The organism is Planococcus sp. CPCC 101016 (assembly GCF_007859295.1).
Lineage (GTDB): Bacteria > Bacillota > Bacilli > Bacillales_A > Planococcaceae > Planococcus.
Genome location: NZ_VOHB01000002.1, coordinates 1,312,255 through 1,330,204, shown reverse-complemented (window position 1 = coordinate 1,330,204; position 17,950 = coordinate 1,312,255). Strand labels below are relative to the sequence as shown.

Below are 17,950 nucleotides of genomic sequence, written 5' to 3'. Positions count from 1 at the left end.
TTAAATCAATTTCAAATGCTTGAAAGCTTTTGCCAAGCCATCATTATCTACGTGTTCTGTCACATATGATGCACGTTTTTTTGTTTCTTCGTGACCATTCTCCATCGCCACACTATATCCTGCAATGTCCATCATCTGCAAATCGTTCAAGCCATCGCCGAAAGCAATCGTGTCATCAATTGAATGGCCGGTAGCTTTAATCAAATGTTTGATCCCGCTTGCCTTCGTTCCGCCTTTTGGTGTGATGTCACACGATACCCGATGCCACCGGACAAAATCCACTTGCTTAAACGCATCATGGTATTGCTGTTCTTCTTCCTTTTCGCAGAACACCAATGCCTGGTAAATATCATTGTTCAAATAAAAATCTTTTTCCACTTCTGGATGCGGCATTTTCAAAGTCTTGATGCTTTCATCGATGTCAGGATGAAAATCAATAGAAGAAACCATTTTCATTTCATTCATGAAAACGATCGGATGATTACGCTGATCAGCAAACTCAAAAATTTTATTAAGCAGATCCGAATCAATCGCCTGTTTATGGATAGCTTGCCCTTTATGGGCGATATACTGTCCATTGAATGTTATATAAGTATCAATATTCAGTTCTTCCAAAATTTTTGTAATCATAAATGGGCCGCGTCCAGTAGCAATTGCCAAATCGTGGCCATTTAAGCGAGCTTGTTGTAATGCTTCTTTTGCAGAAGCTGGCAATTTCTTGTGTGAATCCAATAAAGTTCCATCAATATCCAGTAATAATAATTTAGGCATTTTGTAGTCTCCAATCTGTGTGATAAGGCCCACATATAGGGACCGATTCCTTTACAATTATCAGAAAACGCAGTATACTTGCCATAAGGAGTGGTTAGCCATGCTGAAACGTTTGAAAAGAAAGCTTCTCAGACAGCTCAATGGCATCATGAACAAAAAGAAAATTGCATAAACGTTTTAGCCCTTCTTTATAAATAAGGAGGGCTATTCTTTATTTTAGTACAATGACATGATAATATAAAGGAAGTGCATTTATTTGAGCGTGGAAAAAGGAGAGCAAACAATGATTTTTAAAGTATACTACCAAGAAAACCGTTTTGAAGTACCAGTTCGTGAAAATACTCAAACTCTTTATGTGGAAGCAGCATCCGAGCGCGAAGTCCGACACCACTTAAAAGACCGCAACTACAATATTGAACTTGTTCAATTGCTAGAAGGCAATCACCTCGAGTATGAACAAGCGAGCCAAAATTATGAAGTTGAGAGCATCGAATAACGATGAAATTCGTTAAGAACGACCAAACAGCTGTTTTCGCCCTAGGCGGACTGGGTGAAATCGGCAAAAACACGTATGGTGTCCAATTCCAGGATGAAATCATCCTTATTGATGCAGGCATTAAATTCCCGGAAGACGATTTGCTCGGAATCGATTATGTTATTCCGGATTACACATACTTAGTAAAAAATGTTGATAAGATCAAAGGCCTTTTTATTACTCATGGCCATGAAGATCATATTGGCGGTATTCCTTACTTGCTTAAAAAGATTAATATTCCTGTCTACGGTGGAAAATTGGCTCTTGGCCTTTTGCGCAAAAAATTGGAAGAACACGGTTTATTGCGTCAAACGAAGATGACGGAAATCGAAGAAGAAGACGTGATCAAGTTCCGTAAGACAGCCGTCAGCTTTTTCCGCACCACCCACAGTATTCCAGATGCGTTTGGTGTTGTGGTAAAAACTCCACCCGGCAATATTGTCCATACAGGAGATTTCAAATTTGATTTCACTCCAGTAGGCGAACCTGCCAACTTGTTGAAAATGGCTCAGATCGGAAGCGAAGGCGTATTGTGTCTTCTTTCCGACAGCACCAATGCAGAAGTTCCTGACTTCACGATGTCAGAGCGGAAAGTCGGCGATTCGATCAAAGATATTATGAGAAAAGTTGATGGCCGTTTGATTTTCGCGACATTTGCTTCGAATATCTATCGCCTGCAGCAAGTGACCGATGAAGCAGTCGCACAAGGACGTAAGATTGCTGTCTTTGGACGCAGCATGGACAATGCCATGACAATCGGCCGTGAGCTTGGTTACATTAACGCTCCGGAAGATGCATTCGTAGATACTCAAACTTTGAATCGCTTGCCTGCAAACGAAGTCTTAATTCTTTGCACAGGTTCACAAGGTGAACCGATGGCTGCTCTTTCCAGAATCGCCAGCGGAACTCACCGCCAAATCCAGATTCAGCCAAATGATACAGTTGTTTTCTCGTCTTCCCCAATTCCGGGCAATACGAGCAGCGTCAATCGGACGATCAACTTATTATTCCGTGCCGGCGCAGATGTAATTCATGGATCACTTAACAACATCCATACATCCGGTCACGGCTCTGAGCCAGAAAATAAATTGATGCTTCGTTTGATCAAACCGAAATTCTTCATGCCGATACACGGTGAGTACCGTATGTTAAAAACTCATGCAGGTTTGGCAGTGGAATGTGATGTTCCACTCGAAAACACATTTATCATGGAGAACGGTGAAGTTCTTGCTCTTGGGCAGGACGAAGCTTCTGTTGCAGGACGCATCCCTTCTGGTGATGTTTACATCGACGGCAGTGGCATCGGCGATATCGGCAACATCGTCCTGCGTGACCGCCGTGTACTTTCTGAAGAAGGTTTGGTTATCGTAGTCGTAAGTGTTGATATGCAGAAGAATAAGATGGTCTCGGGACCAGATATCATTTCTCGCGGTTTTGTTTATATGCGAGAGTCTGGGACAATGATTTACGAGGCACAGCAAATGCTGAATCGCCATCTCAACAAAAAAATTCATAGCAAAAATACAGAATGGGCAGAATTGAAAAATGATATTTCTGACGTTCTTGGACCGTATTTGTATGAGAAAACAAAACGCCGTCCTATGATTTTGCCAGTGATTATGGAAGTTTAATACTAATGCCTTTATTGGCTGTCAAAAAGGTGCATCGGATTGAAATCCGATGCACCTTTTTTGTTATTTTCTCATCTAATAAAAAGAGAGCCCTGTACTGGAACTGATTTCTCCCACAGGACTTCTCTGCTGCCGAAAACTAGCCGACAGTGTTTTTTTTAATTCATCATTTTTTTCTCAAAGCGATTGATGTCTGCATCGGAACCGATAATAATCAATATGTCTTCCTGCTCGATTTCCATGTCCGCTTGAGGAGATACAATAATATCTTCCCCTCTTTTTATAGCCACAATGTTGATGCCATAGCGTGCTCGAATGTCGAGGCCGATCAATGTATAACCGGCGAGCTTGTGGTTCGCCTTGATTTCCATTATGGAATGTTCATCAGACAGCTCCAAATAATCCAGTACGTTATTAGAAAGGATATTATGGGCAATTCGTATTCCCATATCACGTTCCGGGTGGACCACTTTATCTGCGCCGATTTTATTCAATACTTTGGCATGGTAGTCATTTTGCGCTTTTACGGTAATTTTCTTTACGCCGATTTCTTTCAGCATCAAGGTCGTTAAAATACTGGCTTGAATATTTTCACCTATCGCTACAATGACATGCTCAAAATTCCGGATGCCCAAAGATTTCAGTACTGTCTCGTCTGTGGTGTCTGCAACAACCGCTTGTGTCGCAATAGCAGAGAATTCATCTACTCGTTCCGAGTCCTTATCAATTGCCATTACGTCCGCATCCTGCTCAATTAATTCACGTACAATGCTGCCGCCAAAGCGGCCAAGCCCAATGACTACAAATTCCTTTTTCATATTCATCCTCCAAATATTCAAGTGGCTTTATTTTAACATAGTTGCGCTAAACTAAAAAATGCCATTTGTAGAGTTCCGACAAACCTTTGCCTGCCCTATGAAAATCAGCCGTATATTAACTTTGCTCCCTCATCCTTCTCGGAAATCAGGGTTTACGCAAATAAAAAAAGGAATCTGCACGCTCGAGTGTATTACGCAATTTGAATCCAATAAAAAACCCCGCTTATCGGCGGGGATCCAATGGGCGCTTCGGTCTATTTTCACAATACTCGCAGCTAATGTCCGTGCAAGGTTCTTCACGCCATTCGTTGCAGCTGGAGCAGTAACTTGCATCAAATTCATCATCGAAAGTCAAAGCTGATAAACAGGTATGGCAGTATGTGTGCACATCCATCCAGTTGATAAACCGCTTATCGGCTACAAGGTATAAACCTTGTTGGTCTTGTTTATAATTCATAATTGAAGGTTTTTGAATGACCCGATTTTTTGGATCAAGAAAGAAATTCATTTTGCCGTTCACATTGATCACTCCTAGAGTTTTGGTCGAGCTGTACAAATGGGAATTGCTTGAATCAGCAGGAACCCTGCTTCATCACTTTCCTCAAATGGCATGGGAATTGTTTTTCGTTTTTATCGTTTTTTTATAATCGCTCATCTAAATGTTTATATTGGTTTAGTTGAAGTTACATAACTCATTATTAATTTCACACTTTCTCTATGATAGTAAAAACTGCCGGTAAATTGCAATAGATAACAATCCCTTATTGAAAATAATTTTCGCCTTGAAATATATTAGCCTTCTCGTATAATGAATATATGCTCTGAGTAAACTAAAAGTATATTTTAACTAAACTTTAAGCAGCTAGCCATTTATAAAGAATCGAGGAGAATTCTGATGGACATCGGAACAAAAATTAAACGCCTTCGATTAAAAAACGGAATGACTCAGGAAGAGCTTGGAAAAAGGACAGATTTGAGCAAAGGCTTCATTTCTCAGCTTGAACGGAATATGAACTCACCTTCCATTGAAACTTTCTTTTCTTTACTGGAAGTGCTGGGAACTACTCCGAAAGAGTTTTTTGCCGATGAGCATGATGTTAAAGTCGTTTATTCCACTACTGATCATACCGCTCATATTGATGAAGAAGCAGGATATGAAGTGGAATGGCTAATCCCAACATCCAATGAGAAAGAAATGGAGCCAGTCTTTTTAACTTTACAGGCGAATGGACATTTCAAAAAATTCGAACCTTCATCCGCTGAAACTTTCATTTATATTATGGAAGGAAGGGTCCTTCTCACTATCGGCGATCACCGATATACGGCTGCTGCCGGGGATTCCATTTATTTCGAGGCATCCGACCATCACCAATTAATCAATGATCATGATGGAATATCCGAAATGATTATCGTCACCACACATTCGTATTTATAATTCAGGAGGGATCTTATGACCGATACACCCATTATACGCTTTGAAAATGTCACGCAGACATTTGAAGGAGCAGGCAATGTCTTGGACAATGTCAGTTTTGAACTTGAAAAAGGAAAGTTTTACACGCTTCTTGGCCCATCCGGTTGTGGAAAAACAACCATTCTACGGATTATCGCCGGTTTTTCTGAACCTAGCAGCGGTGATATCTTTATAGAAGGAAAAAAAGTGAATAAAGTTCCGGCGAATCAGCGTCAGGTCAATACGGTGTTTCAGGACTATGCCTTGTTCCCTCACCTGAACGTATTTGAAAACATAGCCTTCGGACTTCGCATCAAAAAAATCAAAGGTCTGGAAATCGACCGGCGTGTAAGAGAAGCTCTGGCTTTCGTCAATTTGCAGAATTATGAAAAACGGGAGATTACAGAAATGTCCGGCGGACAACGTCAGCGTGTCGCCATTGCCCGTGCGATTGTCAATGATCCCGAAGTTATTTTGCTTGATGAGCCCCTTTCCGCTTTAGATCTGAAATTACGGACAGAAATGCAGTATGAGCTGCGTGAACTGCAGCAACGCCTTGGCAAAACTTTTGTTTTTGTCACACATGATCAGGAAGAGGCACTTGCTATGTCGGACGAAATTTTCGTTATGAACGCTGGAAAAATTCAACAAAGCGGAACTCCTATGGATATTTACGACGAACCAATCAACCGTTTTGTTGCTGATTTTATTGGAGAATCAAATATCGTCAGCGGTGAAATGATTGCAGATTACAAAGTACGTTTTGCCAATAAGGATTTTGAATGCGTGGATGCTGGATTGACTCCTCACGAACAGGTGGAGATCGTCATCCGTCCGGAAGATTTGGAGATTACCGCAAGCGGCACAGGCAAAATGCAGGTTACAGTTGATACCCAACTGTTCAGAGGTGTCCATTTTGAAATATCGACAATCGATGAGGTGGGAAATGAATGGCTCGTCCATTCCACAAAAAAAGTGGAGGTCGGTTCTGAAATCGGTTTGTCGTTTTCACCTGAAGCAATTCATGTCATGCGCCTGAATGAATCGGAAGAAGCATTTGACGCAAGGCTGGAGTCATATGGAGCGACTGTCAATGAAAGATAACCCGTCGCGCCCATTATATCTGGTCCCTTACTATATATGGATCGCTTTATTTGTCATTGCACCGATTGCGCTGATTTTCTATTTTTCGTTTTTGGACTTGACCGGTACCTTTACACTGGAAAATTATCAGAATTTCTTCTCATCCGTTTATTTGCGAATGACTTTAAGTTCATTCTGGTATGCTTTCCTGATTACGTTGATTACAATTTTAATCGCGTACCCGACAGCTTATTGGCTGACTAAAACCCAGCATAAACAGCTCTGGCTGCTTTTGATCATCATTCCTTCGTGGATCAATCTATTACTGAAAGCTTATGCCTTTATTGGGATATTCGGATTGTATGGTCCCGCTAACAAACTATTGCAGACACTCGGCACTGGCCCGTGGCAAATTCTTTTCACGGATTTCAGCTTTATCTTTGTTTCTGTTTATATTTTCATTCCATTTATGGTATTGCCGATTTTCAATTCATTGGATAAAATCAATCCTGCTTTGATTGACGCTTCCCGCGACCTGGGTGCTTCGTCTTTCACCACTTTCAAACGGGTTATTTTTCCGATGGCCCTTAACGGTGTCAAATCAGGCGTGCAGGCAGTCTTTATCCCAGCCCTGTCTCTTTTTGTCATCACACGGCTGATAGCTGGAAACAAAGTCATCACACTCGGTACTGCAATCGAGCAGCAATTTCTCGTGACACAGAACTGGGGAATGGGATCAACCATCGCTGTGTTCTTGATCCTGTTCATGATCATCATCATGATGCTGACTGGACAGAAAGAAAAAGGAGGCGCGTATAATGGCAAAACTAGGTAAGCCAGCAAAACTTTATTTGGCACTCGTCTTTGCCATTCTGTATGCGCCGATTTTCTATTTGATTTTTTATTCATTCAACAGCGGAGGCACGATGTCGAGTTTTGAAGGATTTACTTTAGAACATTACGGAGCTGTTTTTAACGATACCCGCCTTCTGATCATTTTGATGAATACGGTGATCATTGCTTTGTTGTCTTCTCTTTTTTCGACGGCAATCGGTGTTCTTGGCGCAATTGGCATCGTTTTTTTGCGGAATCGCAGAACACGCAACGCAGTCCTGTCATTGAATACGATCCTAATTGTCAGCCCGGATGTCATCATCGGTGCATCATTCTTGATCCTGTTCACCATGATTGGCGTCAAACTTGGTTTTGCCTCTGTTCTGATTTCCCACATCGCCTTCAGCATTCCGATTGTGGTAATCATGGTCTTGCCGAAGCTTCAGGAAATGAGCAGTTCATTGATTGATGCAGCTACGGATTTGGGGGCATCTAAACGGGATATTTTAACACGTGTCATCATTCCTTACATTAAGCCAGGCATATTTGCTGGATTTTTTCTTGCATTAACCTACTCTCTGGATGATTTCGCAGTCACTTTTTTCGTCACCGGAAATGGTTTTTCAACTTTGTCCATTGAAATTTACTCAATGGCCCGCGCTGGAATCACTTTGACCATCAATGCTCTTTCTGCCTTGATATTCGTGGTGACCCTTGGCTTGGTCCTTGGCTATTACTTCTTTAATCAACGGGCAGGACAATCCCCCGGAACAGGAGGAGCCAAATTATGAAAGAAATTATCAGAGCTGCTTTAGCTATTCTGCTCGTCTCGAGTATTCTCTTATATGCAGTTAATGCTTTGCAAAAAAGTTCGACGACTGTTGGCGGAGGCAGTATTTCCGTTTATAACTGGGGCGAGTACATCGACCCTGAACTGATTGAACAATTTGAAGAAGAAACCAATATATCTGTGGTGTATGAAACATTTGATTCAAACGAATCGATGATGACCAAAATTGAACAGGGTGGCACCACTTATGATGTAGCGATGCCTTCCGAATATGCCATTGAAAAAATGAAAGAAACTGACCTGCTACAACCGATAGACCACGCCTTGATTCCGAACCTCGGAAACATCGATCCCTATTTTCTTGATCTTCCATTTGATCCGGGAAACGAATACTCGGTTCCTTATTTTTGGGGCACGGTTGGCATTGCCTTTAATCCGACCTTGCTGGAAGGCCAGACTTTCGAGAGCTGGGACGATTTGTGGAATTCCAGCCTTGAACAGGAAGTGATATTGGTCGATAGTGCACGGGAAGTCATCGGCATGGGGTTGAACAGCCTGGGCTATTCATTGAATTCAACCGATATGGGCGAATTGCGTGAAGCCACAAATAAACTGAAAACGATGGGTCCCAATGTCAAAGCCATCATCGGAGACGAAATTGTTGAAATGATGCGCCGCGAAGAGGCAGCTGTCGCGGTAACTTGGTCCGGACAGGCAGCAGACATGATGTGGATCAATGAAGACATTGATTACTCGGTGCCGGAAGAAGGATCGAATTTGTGGTTTGATAATATGATCATTCCGAAGACAGCCGGCAATGTGGAAGGGGCTCATGCATTCATCAACTTTATGTTGGATCCAGAAGTCGCTGCCCAAAATGCGGATTATGTCGGATACTCTACCCCGAATGAGCAGGCCATTGCGTTAATGGATCCTGAGGTGACGGAAGATGAACGCTTTTACCCCCCGGAAGAGCTGCGGGAGCGCCTGGAAGTCTATGAAAATTTAGGTCTTGAAATGCTTGGTACGTACAACGAATTATTTCTGGAATTTAAAATGGATATGGAAAAATGACAGGCAGAACTTTTGCCTGTTTTTTTTGTGGGATTTGGGGTATAGTATGTAGATTCTATAGTCTAAAATTTAGCCTTACGAAATAACAATGAAAGAAGGTCTCTTTATGGCCGTAAAATCAAATAAATTCGCACTCTATGTCCTGATGTTCAATATGTTCATTGCCATGAGCGGCATCGGATTGATCATTCCGATTATGCCCGCCTATTTGGATACATTCGGTGTAGCGGGTCAGGCGCTCGGTACATTGATTGCCACCTTTGCATTAGCTCAATTTCTATTTTCTCCTTTGTCGGGTCAGCTTTCCGATAAATACGGTCGCAAAAAGTTGATCATTTTTGGACTGATTGTGTTCGGATTGTCCCAGCTCGCATTCGGACTTGCTTCTCATCTATGGATACTCTACGTTGCCCGCTTCTTCAGTGGACTTGGTGCTGCTTTCCTGATTCCACCGATGATGGCATTTGTAGCGGATATTACGACCTTTGAAGAACGCGGAAAAGGCATGGGTTGGCTTGGCGCCTCTATGTCCCTCGGCTTTATGATCGGACCTGGAATTGGCGGATTTTTGGCGGAAGTCAGCATCCAGTTTCCATTTTACGTGGCTACTGCAGTTGCATTGATTGCAGCGTTCATTTCCTTTACCGTATTGCCCAATGTCGCGCCCACTATTCAGGCGGCTGATTCAAAATCGGAAAATCTGCTGCAGCAAATGAAACGGTCGACTTATACGCCTTATTTTGTCATGTTACTAGTTATGTTTATCTTCGCTTTCGGTTTGTCCAACTTCCAATCGACCATCGCCTTATATGCCGATAAGAAATTCGGATTCACTCCTAAGGAAATTGCGATTCTAATCACGATTGGCGGTTTTGTGGGCGTCGTTGTCCAGACCTTTGTCATTGATAAGCTGTTCAAGCGTTTTGGTGAGATGAGAGTCATATTGGTCAACCTGCTGGTGTCAGCAGGCGCAATGATCAGCATCTTGTTTGTCAGTTCTTTTTGGGCTATCATGTTGGTTTCAGCAGTCTTCTTTACGGCCGCTTCCCTACTTCGGCCGGCCATCAATACCTTAATTTCCAAACTGGCAGGCGATCAGCAAGGGTTTGCAGCAGGCATGAACAATGCTTATATGAGCCTGGGCAATATGATTGGACCTGCGCTTGCCGGCATCCTTTTCGATATTAATATGAGCTATCCTTATATATTAGGAACTGCAATCCTGATCACCTGCTTTATCATTGCCAACACCTGGTCGATGCGCAAGCAGCAGCTTTTGGCCACCAGCCGCAGTTGAAAAAGCGTCTAGTTGTTTTAACTCCATAAGAAAGAAAAAGCGAAAAAGAGTCAGCTTCTCTTTTTCGCTTTTATTAATTGGTCAACTGCCGCAGGAGAAGAAGGCTCTTCTTTTGTGGCTTTTCTTTTTAATGCAGGTTTCGGCAGTCCGAAGCGCCGAAGCGTAATGTCTAAGAAAAACAAGACCATAGCAGCTAACAATAAAAACAGCTGAATGGGGCGCACAGTGCCGCTAGTATAAGTCATATCCCGGAATGCTTCATCCAGCGTCCCCAATACTTGTCCACCAGTCCGCTCAGCCAGCGTTGTCATCAATGGCATGTTCGCAGCAGCAGTTTGGTACTCATCTCCGTAAGGGATCGTCAAGCCTGTTTTGTAAGCTGCTCCGTTTTCATTGCTGATGCTGAAAAAAATCAGACCAGGTTCTGCATCCAGCTTGACATCCACTTTTCCAGGAGCCAACGGTTCTGTCTGCAAGGGAACTTCGTTCCCCTGTTCATCAACCGCCGCTACAGTAAGAATCGCCGAACTTTGTGTAGGATCTTCTACCGTATAGACGCCCTGTTCTTTCCGGGTCACCGAGTACGGAATTTCTTCATAAGCAGGCAATAATTGAGCAGCACTGCGATTCCAGAAATCCGGCCATCGGCTCCAACTCTGGAAGTCTCCGCTCCACGCTCCGCTGCCCGATGTATAAGCGACAGTTTTACCAAGGCCATAATTCCAGCTGGCTAATACCGGATCCCCTTCCTCACTTTCCAATGCCACTGAAGCAGTACTTTTTGCAGTCGTGGCAATATAAGAATTGAGTTGCGGAATTCCTTCATCAAATAAATCATCCCATCTGCTGCTGTAGACGATGGGTGTAAAGGGTTTATCGACAATATACGTCCGTGACATCATAATGGTTTCCCGTGACAAAATCGCAGGAATTGTCGTAGCGTCAATCACATCATAAAATCTACCACTGCCAGTATCGGCCAGCTGCTCCAGCAGATTTCGGTCGGCATCTTGACCAATAGATACGGTGGACAAAGTGATATTCTTGTCTTTGCCATTTTCAATTAACGCATCGTAATCACTGGAAGTGGCAGATTGGCCATCTGTCAGCAAGATAATGTGCTTCCGCTGCAGTTCCAGGTCCTCCAGTTCCGAATAGGCTTGCTCCAATGAGCGATAGATTTCAGTTCCGCCTCCCGGAGTTATTGCGAGAATCTTGTCCACAGCCGCCTGCGGATCGGACACTTTGGCAGTCGGCAAAATCTCCCATGGTCGATCATCAAAAGCGATGACACCTAAAGTGTCGTCTGGACGCAGAAGTTCGACAGATCGGGCTGCGGCTTCTTTGGCCAATTCCATTTTCATGCCCAACATACTTCCCGAACGATCCATAACAATCATTAAGCCAAGAGACGGCAGTTCATGTTTGCCTTTGACCTCCATTTCGACCGGCAGCAACCGTTCAATCGGCGTTTTGAAATAGCCCCCGAGCCCGAAGCTTTGTTCGCCGCCGACCATCATGAATCCCACGCCAAATTGCTGTACGGCCTGTTCGATAATCGTCATCTGCTGCTCTCCGACAGCTGTACCTGATACGTTATCGAAAATAATAGAGTCATAACGAAGAATGGCGGATAAACTGCTTGGCAACTGGGCAGACGAAAGCTCAGTTACCCGTAAATTTTCCGTATCCAATAAACCCGGAATCGGACTAGGTTCACCACCATTGACCACCAGCACTTCCGGACTTCCAGAAACTTCGGTAATGCTTGCCAATGAGTTGTTTTCGAGAAAAGCATCATCAGCAGTTTCGACACGAACTTCGTATTTCAATAAGCCTTCTGAAGTTGCCGGGTATGAATAATTGAAGACATTTTGACCTTCCGACAATTCGATTTCTTTCGTATCCAAATCACGATCATTAGCAGAAAAAATCAATTTTGCCTCGGTTTCTGTATCTGAATCGATCGTAACAGAAAAAGATTGAGCTTCTCCCAAAAATGCGCGCGACGGTGTTTCGAAGCGGCTAACGGCGAGATCGTTCTGCACCGATTGTTCAATTGGCCACACATCGACCTGCAGCCGCTCGGACTCGAGCCGGTTTAGGCTTTCAATGGCGGAGGATTGAGTTTCATTGCCATCAGTCAGGAGCACTAATCTTGTAGCAAGATCCGTATTCCCGCTATTCGAGGCGAGTTCCAATGCACGCGCGATGTTCGTGTGTCCGTTTTGCCCGGCCGCTAATTCCGCCGGCAAGGTCTGCGGCTCTTTCGTCATCGGCAACAGACTGAGAAAGTCTTCTGCAAATGTATAGACAGCAACCGATTGATGATCTTTTTTTGAGCTCAATGCATTTTCTACCGCCAGTGTCATTTCAGTCTCCATTCCTTTAAGAGAAGCAGAACGATCCATCAGGAAAATGACCTGTTCTTCTTTAACGGGACGAAGAAGGGATGGCGAGGCTAACGCAAAAATTAATAAAGCGACAACTGCTATCCGAAGAAGAAAAACAATTTTTTGCAATTTGGAACTGTCTCTAAAATTCTTCAATCCAAACCAGCCGAAATAAACGAGTGTAGGAAGAAGCAATAGCAGCCACAAGGAATTATCGAGTCGCAATTCCACGGCGGTACACCTCCCATTCCAAAGCGACCAGCAACAAGATCAACAAGATGATAAATGGCACAAACGAAAAACGGACTGTCTCTTGCGCAGCTTCCGCTTGTCCCATGGTATAGCTTGAACCGGCTAAAAGTGTTTTTTCTTCGCTGGCCAACTGAACAATCATGGCCATCGTCTGATTTTCCCCGACCACTTCATAAATTCCTGGCTCAGTGGGGGCAACAAATGGACCGCTTCCCTCAATGTAGGAATGGCTATAGACACCGTCTTTAAAAATCTCCCATTCCCCAGTCTCCGAAGCCAAAGAGACGGAGCGATGCTCATTGGGCTGAAAGAACCCAAGAAATTCCGCATCCCCCGCTAAACTGTCCATGGCGGACCGTAAGAACAAAGGAAAGGAAGGATAAAGTGGCCAGTCAGTCAATTGAACGTCCGTCAGCACCACAATATCTCCTTTTGGAGATAGTTGGATAAACGGATGACCGTCAATTTCAGCTATCGTTTCAAAACTTTCAAAAGGCGGATAAAGCTGTGAAACATAGACTTCCTCTAATGATGCATAAGAGAAAAGCGGATTCGCTTGCGTTTCGACTTGCCCTGATACTTCAAACGTGTTTTCATCATTTCGCCCAAACAATAGAATCGGTGTACGGCCATCCAGCAACTCGCTTTGGTTGGTGACAAGCGGTACTCCCGAATCCGGCTGAAGTTGGCCGGATTCCGCCAATTGAACTTCCAGACCGGTCGACTGGTAGCCACTGGCGATCAATTCGTGCAAAGCTGAGTCAATCACTACCGCATTACCCGGAGGCGCTGAATAAGTCGCCATCGTGTTATCAGCTAGATAATCGTCATCTACTTCAACAATCGCCTGCCAGAGTTTTTCATTCGGCAGCTCTTCAAAAGGAATGAGCAATTCCTCTGTAGGCTCCAGCTCCACTTCAACTGATTTTTCCGTATTTGCTGATGACAAGCGGACGGTGGCCGGCAATGACTCCTCGCTATTGTTCACCAGCTGCACAATGCCTCTGGATCCTTCTGCTGTTTCCGAAATGCCGAATTGGCGGATGGAAACATTGCGCAGCGTTTCATCAAAACCGTGAACGCGGTAGCTTTGGCCTGTTTTATGGGCCAGCACCGCCCTGTCCAACACATCAGTAAAAATGTGGATGACAGTAGAATCACTGTCAGCCAGTGTATCCGCAAATAAAATCGTCTGTTCCATCTCGGCATTTTCATAACTTATTGCTAATTGATCGATTGCTTTTTCGACAACCGCTATATTCTGTTCTTGCCGAACCACCACGTTTGGACTATGGCCAGTTGTAATGATAGTGACCGGCTTGCCGCCGGCTTGTTCCACCAGGTTTTTCATCTCCTGTTGATGCATTTTAAAATGAGAAGGTGAACCCGCAAGCATTGTCGCAGACGTATCCACTACAAAAATAAAGTCATTGCCAGCAAGTGTTTCCGACTCGCTAAACGGTCCCAACAACCCCAGAACACACAACAATAACGCCGCCAATTGCAGATAGAACAATAAATGATGCTGCAGTTTTTTCAAATAAGGTGATGCCTGCAGCTCTTTCATTCGCTCCTGCCAGAATAGGGTCGACGATACCCGCTGATCCTTGTATTTTTTTCTAAAGAAATAATAGAGGATCACAGCCAGCGGCATAACTGCTGTCCAGATCATTCCCCAATTTGATGCCCCCATGCCGCTTCACCTCATTTAATCCAATTTTTTCGAACCATTTGCTGAAATAACACTTGCTCCATTCCATCCTCCACACGCACTGGCAAATAGGCGATGCCATATGTTCGACAAAGTGATTCCAGCCCTTTTGTGTGAAGTTCACTTTGGTGCCGGTACGTACGGAGCGCTTCTTCTGTTACTGTGACATTCAGAACCTGCTCGGTTTCGTCATCAATAAAGCGAAAGTCTCCTTTGTAAGAAGGAGTCCGCTCTTCTTCTGTACTGATGTGGATAAAGCGAATATCGTGCGCATACGCTGGAGCCTGTCTGAAAAACACTTGCCAGTCTTTCAACGGCTCAAGGCCATCTGAAACGATGAATAGAACCGTAGAATCTTTTGCTGCATGGAAGCTTGCTTGTTTGGCAAAAGACAAAGTGGCCGGTTCCAAAACCGAAGACATGAAATGCTCAAACAGCTTCCTGGCCGACTTCCCTTTCTTTCGGAAAGGCACCGCTTTTTGGCCCGCTGATACCGTCAGACGATCATCACTTGCCAATACCATCAATCCTAGAGAATATGCCAGCTGTTTGGCGAACAGCCATTTATTGTTCATTGATTTGGAGCTATCGAGGAGTATGTGAATGCGCATTTCCTGCTCATCCAAAAAACGTTTAATATAGACGCGCTCGGTCCGGGCGTAAACGTTCCAATCAATGTGGCGGACATCATCTCCTGGATGATATTCACGAAAATCAGAAAAATCCAGTGAACTGCCGAACCGCATCGACCGATGGGAGCCTTTGTGATGTCCTCTGATTTTTGCTTTTGTGCCAATGGCATAGCGGCTGAGGCGTAATCCCCAATCGGCAGGAAGCTTTAATGAGCTCATTTCAGAACGCCTTTTCCTGCCGTGCTGAGAACCAGATCGATCAATTCATCCGCTTCTTTTCCAATAGCTTCAGCTTCATAATTCAATAACAAGCGATGACGCAATACTGGTTTAGCCACATATTTTAAATCACCTATCGACACGTGATATCGCCCTTCCATCAAAGCACGTGCTTTAGCCAGCTTTATCAGACTCTGTAATCCGCGCGGACCGCTGCCGTACTGAACAAACTGCTGAATCTGCTCGTGCTCTGAATGTTCAGGGTGGGTATTTTGAATAATATCCACAGCTACCATAAGAATGTCTTCTGCCATTAATACCTCTTTGACCATCTGCTGCGCCTCAATCAGGCTGGCAGTATTCATTTTTTTGCTGAGGCTGATGGTTTCAGCTCCTGTCGTCCGCCGGCTGATTTCAGCTAGCTCTTGGCGGTTTGGATAGGAAACAAGGATTTTGCATAAAAATCGGTCCATTTGTGCTTCAGGCAAGGGGTATGTCCCTTCCATTTCAATTGGATTTTGTGTCGCCAAAACAAAGAAGGGCCTCGCCATCTTTTTGGTATCACCAAGAATGGTGACCGTTTTTTCCCCCATCGCTTCTAGCAGTGCACTTTGGGTTTTGGGGGTAGCCCGGTTGATTTCATCGGCCAACACCATTTGATGAAAAATCGGTCCTTCTCGGAAGGTAAACTGTTGGCGCCCTTCTGCATCGCGCTCAATCAGGCTTGTTCCTGTTATATCAGACGGCATCAAATCAGGCGTAAATTGGATTCTTGAAAACGATAAATCAAGAACATCCGAAACGGTGCGGATCAGCATCGTTTTTCCAAGCCCAGGAAGCCCTTCCAGTAAAGCATGTCCATCCGCCAATATGGCATATAAGGAAAACTCTACTGCATTTTCCTGACCGACAATAAAGCGTCCGATTTCAGCCCTGACTTCCTCAAGCAATTGACTCATATCTGTAAATTGATCTGTTGTATAGGTCATAAAATTCCTCTTTTCTATTCATCGTTTTCAATATCCGTAAAATACTGCTCTACTATCGTTTGGAGATCAGGCGGTAATTGCAGGCGATCGACACTAGAAAAATAAGATGCTGAATAATCACCTACAACATCCGCATAAGGCTGTACACTTCCTTTTGTTGCTGGAACAGGTCCTTTCTGCTCTCCTGCCGCTTGGCCTTCACCAATTTCACCATTGTCGACTGCGGTTTCCCCTTCACCACCGATTCTGGATGGCACAGTCAACAAATCTCGGCTTCCTTTGCCTTTTCCAGCTCCACCGCCTTGTCCTTGCCCTTGCCCTTGTCCTTGGCCTTGGCCTTGACCTTGACCCTGTCCTTGCCCTTGCCCTTGTCCTTGTCCTTGTCCTTCTCCTTGTCCTTGTCCTTGGCCTTGATCCTGTCCTTGTCCTTGTCCTTGTCCTTGTCCTTGGCCTTGACCCTGTCCTTGTCCTTGCCCTTGATTGTTCGCTGTATCATTTGCTTCTTCTGGATTTTCTCCACCGCTTGAAGACTGGTCGCCAGCAGTGGAATCACCGGCTTCACCATCAGCTTCGGAAGCTTGACCAGCCGCTGAACCAGTTGAGTCCTCCTCGCTGGATTGCTGACGATTGGCGATGGTTTGCTGCAATGGGAATGCGACAGGCTTGCCCATATTACTCAAAGCCGTCTGGGTTTTCCCCGCCTGTTCTGCCAATTGATCGGAAGCTTTTTCTAAGTCTTTGTTTATCGCTTCCGCATCAGTGCTCTTTTCTTCTGCCAATTGCCGCTTTTTTAAATCCAGTTCTTTCTGTTTTTTAACCACTTCTTTCAATAATGCTTCTGGATCTTCTTTTTTTTCTAAGAAGGTCTTTAACGCATCCAATTCTTTTTTGACTAGTTCCGTTTCTGCTGTAGCTTTTATTTTTTCAACTTCTTTTTTGATGTCTTCCGCTAACTCAAGCTCTTTTTCAACATCATTTGCCTCATTCTGCAAACTGCTCGGAAAAATCACCAGCAATAACACCAGTGCACCGCTGATCACTACCCCTACCAACCATTTCGGACGCAGCCACGCTTTCCGCTCCTTCCTAAATAATTGATAACTATAAGGAATGGTTTGTGCAGTTTTAGTGATCAAATCTTCTGCCAGTGCATTTTTCTCAGTCAGCTTCCAAACAGTCAGTAATTGATTGTGAGGTGTGAAACGGTCCAGTTCCTGCACTGCCTGCTGTCTATTGGGCAAATCTTTTATGGACAATAAAATCCAGCTCAAGACAGCGGCAAATCCGGCTGCATATGCATAAAATTCATAATAAGGAAGCACGAACAAGCGTGACACCATCAGGAGGACTGCAGCTGAAGTTAGGCCTGCAAACAAAGCAAACTGCAAACTGCGGCTGAAATGGAGCAATTTTAACAGCAGTCCAGTTTTTCTGACATACCTGTAAATATCACGATTGTTCATGGAAA

Annotated in this window: 16 protein-coding genes; 8 read left to right on the top strand and 8 right to left on the bottom strand. The window is 44.2% G+C overall.

Annotated elements, in window-relative coordinates:
- Entirely contained in the window at nt 1–771 is a 771-nt protein-coding gene (locus FQV26_RS06095; RefSeq protein ID WP_146556469.1) for a Cof-type HAD-IIB family hydrolase, read from the bottom strand.
- A 283-nt stretch (nt 772–1,054) separates the two neighbouring features.
- Here FQV26_RS06095 and FQV26_RS06090 point away from each other — a divergent pair, with 283 nt between their 5' ends.
- Nucleotides 1,055–1,267, top strand: a complete 213-nt coding sequence (locus tag FQV26_RS06090) for a DNA-dependent RNA polymerase subunit epsilon (protein ID WP_146556468.1) — start codon at nt 1,055–1,057, stop codon at nt 1,265–1,267.
- 2 nt (nt 1,268–1,269) lie between these two features.
- Entirely contained in the window at nt 1,270–2,937 is a 1,668-nt protein-coding gene (gene rnjA / locus FQV26_RS06085; RefSeq protein ID WP_146556467.1) for a ribonuclease J1, read from the top strand.
- A 158-nt stretch (nt 2,938–3,095) separates the two neighbouring features.
- On the opposite strand, the gene FQV26_RS06080 is transcribed toward rnjA, so the two are convergent.
- Nucleotides 3,096–3,755 carry a potassium channel family protein gene (locus tag FQV26_RS06080; protein ID WP_146556466.1) on the bottom strand — a complete coding sequence of 220 codons (660 nt, stop codon included), beginning with the start codon at nt 3,753–3,755 and terminating at the stop codon, nt 3,096–3,098.
- Nucleotides 3,756–3,978: 223 nt separating this feature from the next.
- Nucleotides 3,979–4,275 (bottom strand): hypothetical protein, encoded by a 297-nt coding sequence (locus tag FQV26_RS18925; RefSeq protein WP_146556465.1) that lies wholly within the window; start codon nt 4,273–4,275, stop codon nt 3,979–3,981.
- Nucleotides 4,276–4,650: 375 nt separating this feature from the next.
- On the opposite strand from FQV26_RS18925, the gene FQV26_RS06070 reads away from it, so the two are divergent.
- The 6 genes from FQV26_RS06070 (at nt 4,651) to FQV26_RS06045 (ending at nt 10,286) form a co-directional block, all read left to right on the top strand.
- Nucleotides 4,651–5,190, top strand: a complete 540-nt coding sequence (locus FQV26_RS06070; RefSeq protein ID WP_146556464.1) for a helix-turn-helix domain-containing protein — start codon at nt 4,651–4,653, stop codon at nt 5,188–5,190.
- Between the two features lie 15 nt (nt 5,191–5,205).
- On the top strand, nt 5,206–6,312 hold the full coding sequence (locus tag FQV26_RS06065; protein WP_146556463.1) for an ABC transporter ATP-binding protein: 1,107 nt from the start codon (nt 5,206–5,208) through the stop codon (nt 6,310–6,312).
- On the top strand, nt 6,302–7,126 hold the full coding sequence (locus FQV26_RS06060; protein ID WP_146556462.1) for an ABC transporter permease: 825 nt from the start codon (nt 6,302–6,304) through the stop codon (nt 7,124–7,126). The genes FQV26_RS06065 and FQV26_RS06060 overlap by 11 nt, the downstream gene beginning before the upstream one ends.
- The gene (locus tag FQV26_RS06055) at nt 7,110–7,916 is read left to right on the top strand and encodes an ABC transporter permease (protein ID WP_146556461.1); all 807 of its coding nucleotides are present in this window, start codon (nt 7,110–7,112) and stop codon (nt 7,914–7,916) included. Before FQV26_RS06060 ends, FQV26_RS06055 begins: the two co-directional genes overlap by 17 nt.
- Nucleotides 7,913–8,989: an ABC transporter substrate-binding protein gene (locus tag FQV26_RS06050; RefSeq protein WP_146556460.1), complete on the top strand. Its 1,077-nt coding sequence runs from the start codon at nt 7,913–7,915 to the stop codon at nt 8,987–8,989. Before FQV26_RS06055 ends, FQV26_RS06050 begins: the two co-directional genes overlap by 4 nt.
- 106 nt (nt 8,990–9,095) lie before the next feature.
- Entirely contained in the window at nt 9,096–10,286 is a 1,191-nt protein-coding gene (locus FQV26_RS06045) for an MFS transporter (RefSeq protein ID WP_146556459.1), read from the top strand.
- Nucleotides 10,287–10,336: 50 nt separating this feature from the next.
- Here FQV26_RS06045 and FQV26_RS06040 read toward each other — a convergent pair whose 3' ends face one another.
- Genes FQV26_RS06040 through FQV26_RS18705 form a run of 5 tightly spaced genes read right to left on the bottom strand, consistent with a single transcriptional unit; the run spans nt 10,337 to nt 17,945 of the window.
- Nucleotides 10,337–12,910: a VWA domain-containing protein gene (locus FQV26_RS06040; protein ID WP_146556458.1), complete on the bottom strand. Its 2,574-nt coding sequence runs from the start codon at nt 12,908–12,910 to the stop codon at nt 10,337–10,339.
- Nucleotides 12,891–14,624, bottom strand: coding sequence for a vWA domain-containing protein (locus FQV26_RS06035; RefSeq protein WP_146556457.1), 1,734 nt, complete (start codon nt 14,622–14,624; stop codon nt 12,891–12,893). Before FQV26_RS06035 ends, FQV26_RS06040 begins: the two co-directional genes overlap by 20 nt.
- Before the next feature lie 11 nt (nt 14,625–14,635).
- A complete protein-coding gene (locus FQV26_RS06030; RefSeq protein ID WP_146556456.1) occupies nt 14,636–15,493 on the bottom strand; it encodes a DUF58 domain-containing protein in 858 nt (285 codons plus the stop codon).
- Nucleotides 15,490–16,482, bottom strand: a complete 993-nt coding sequence (locus tag FQV26_RS06025) for an AAA family ATPase (RefSeq protein WP_146556455.1) — start codon at nt 16,480–16,482, stop codon at nt 15,490–15,492. Before FQV26_RS06025 ends, FQV26_RS06030 begins: the two co-directional genes overlap by 4 nt.
- Nucleotides 16,483–16,496: 14 nt before the next feature.
- Nucleotides 16,497–17,945, bottom strand: a complete 1,449-nt coding sequence (locus FQV26_RS18705) for a hypothetical protein (protein ID WP_186759639.1) — start codon at nt 17,943–17,945, stop codon at nt 16,497–16,499.
- Nucleotides 17,946–17,950: the final 5 nt, after the last annotated feature.

Excerpts from the sequence above, each read along its gene's own strand:
- FQV26_RS06095 (WP_146556469.1), bottom strand. The coding sequence starts at position 771 with ATGCCTAAATTATTATTACTGGATATTGATGGAACTTTATTGGATTCA.
- FQV26_RS06090 (WP_146556468.1), top strand. The coding sequence starts at position 1,055 with ATGATTTTTAAAGTATACTACCAAGAAAACCGTTTTGAAGTACCAGTT.
- rnjA (WP_146556467.1), top strand. The coding sequence starts at position 1,270 with ATGAAATTCGTTAAGAACGACCAAACAGCTGTTTTCGCCCTAGGCGGA.
- FQV26_RS06080 (WP_146556466.1), bottom strand. The coding sequence starts at position 3,755 with ATGAAAAAGGAATTTGTAGTCATTGGGCTTGGCCGCTTTGGCGGCAGC.
- FQV26_RS06070 (WP_146556464.1), top strand. The coding sequence starts at position 4,651 with ATGGACATCGGAACAAAAATTAAACGCCTTCGATTAAAAAACGGAATG.
- FQV26_RS06065 (WP_146556463.1), top strand. The coding sequence starts at position 5,206 with ATGACCGATACACCCATTATACGCTTTGAAAATGTCACGCAGACATTT.
- FQV26_RS06060 (WP_146556462.1), top strand. The coding sequence starts at position 6,302 with ATGAAAGATAACCCGTCGCGCCCATTATATCTGGTCCCTTACTATATA.
- FQV26_RS06055 (WP_146556461.1), top strand. The coding sequence starts at position 7,110 with ATGGCAAAACTAGGTAAGCCAGCAAAACTTTATTTGGCACTCGTCTTT.
- FQV26_RS06050 (WP_146556460.1), top strand. The coding sequence starts at position 7,913 with ATGAAAGAAATTATCAGAGCTGCTTTAGCTATTCTGCTCGTCTCGAGT.
- FQV26_RS06045 (WP_146556459.1), top strand. The coding sequence starts at position 9,096 with ATGGCCGTAAAATCAAATAAATTCGCACTCTATGTCCTGATGTTCAAT.
- FQV26_RS06035 (WP_146556457.1), bottom strand. The coding sequence starts at position 14,624 with ATGGGGGCATCAAATTGGGGAATGATCTGGACAGCAGTTATGCCGCTG.
- FQV26_RS06030 (WP_146556456.1), bottom strand. The coding sequence starts at position 15,493 with ATGAGCTCATTAAAGCTTCCTGCCGATTGGGGATTACGCCTCAGCCGC.
- FQV26_RS06025 (WP_146556455.1), bottom strand. The coding sequence starts at position 16,482 with ATGACCTATACAACAGATCAATTTACAGATATGAGTCAATTGCTTGAG.
- FQV26_RS18705 (WP_186759639.1), bottom strand. The coding sequence starts at position 17,945 with ATGAACAATCGTGATATTTACAGGTATGTCAGAAAAACTGGACTGCTG.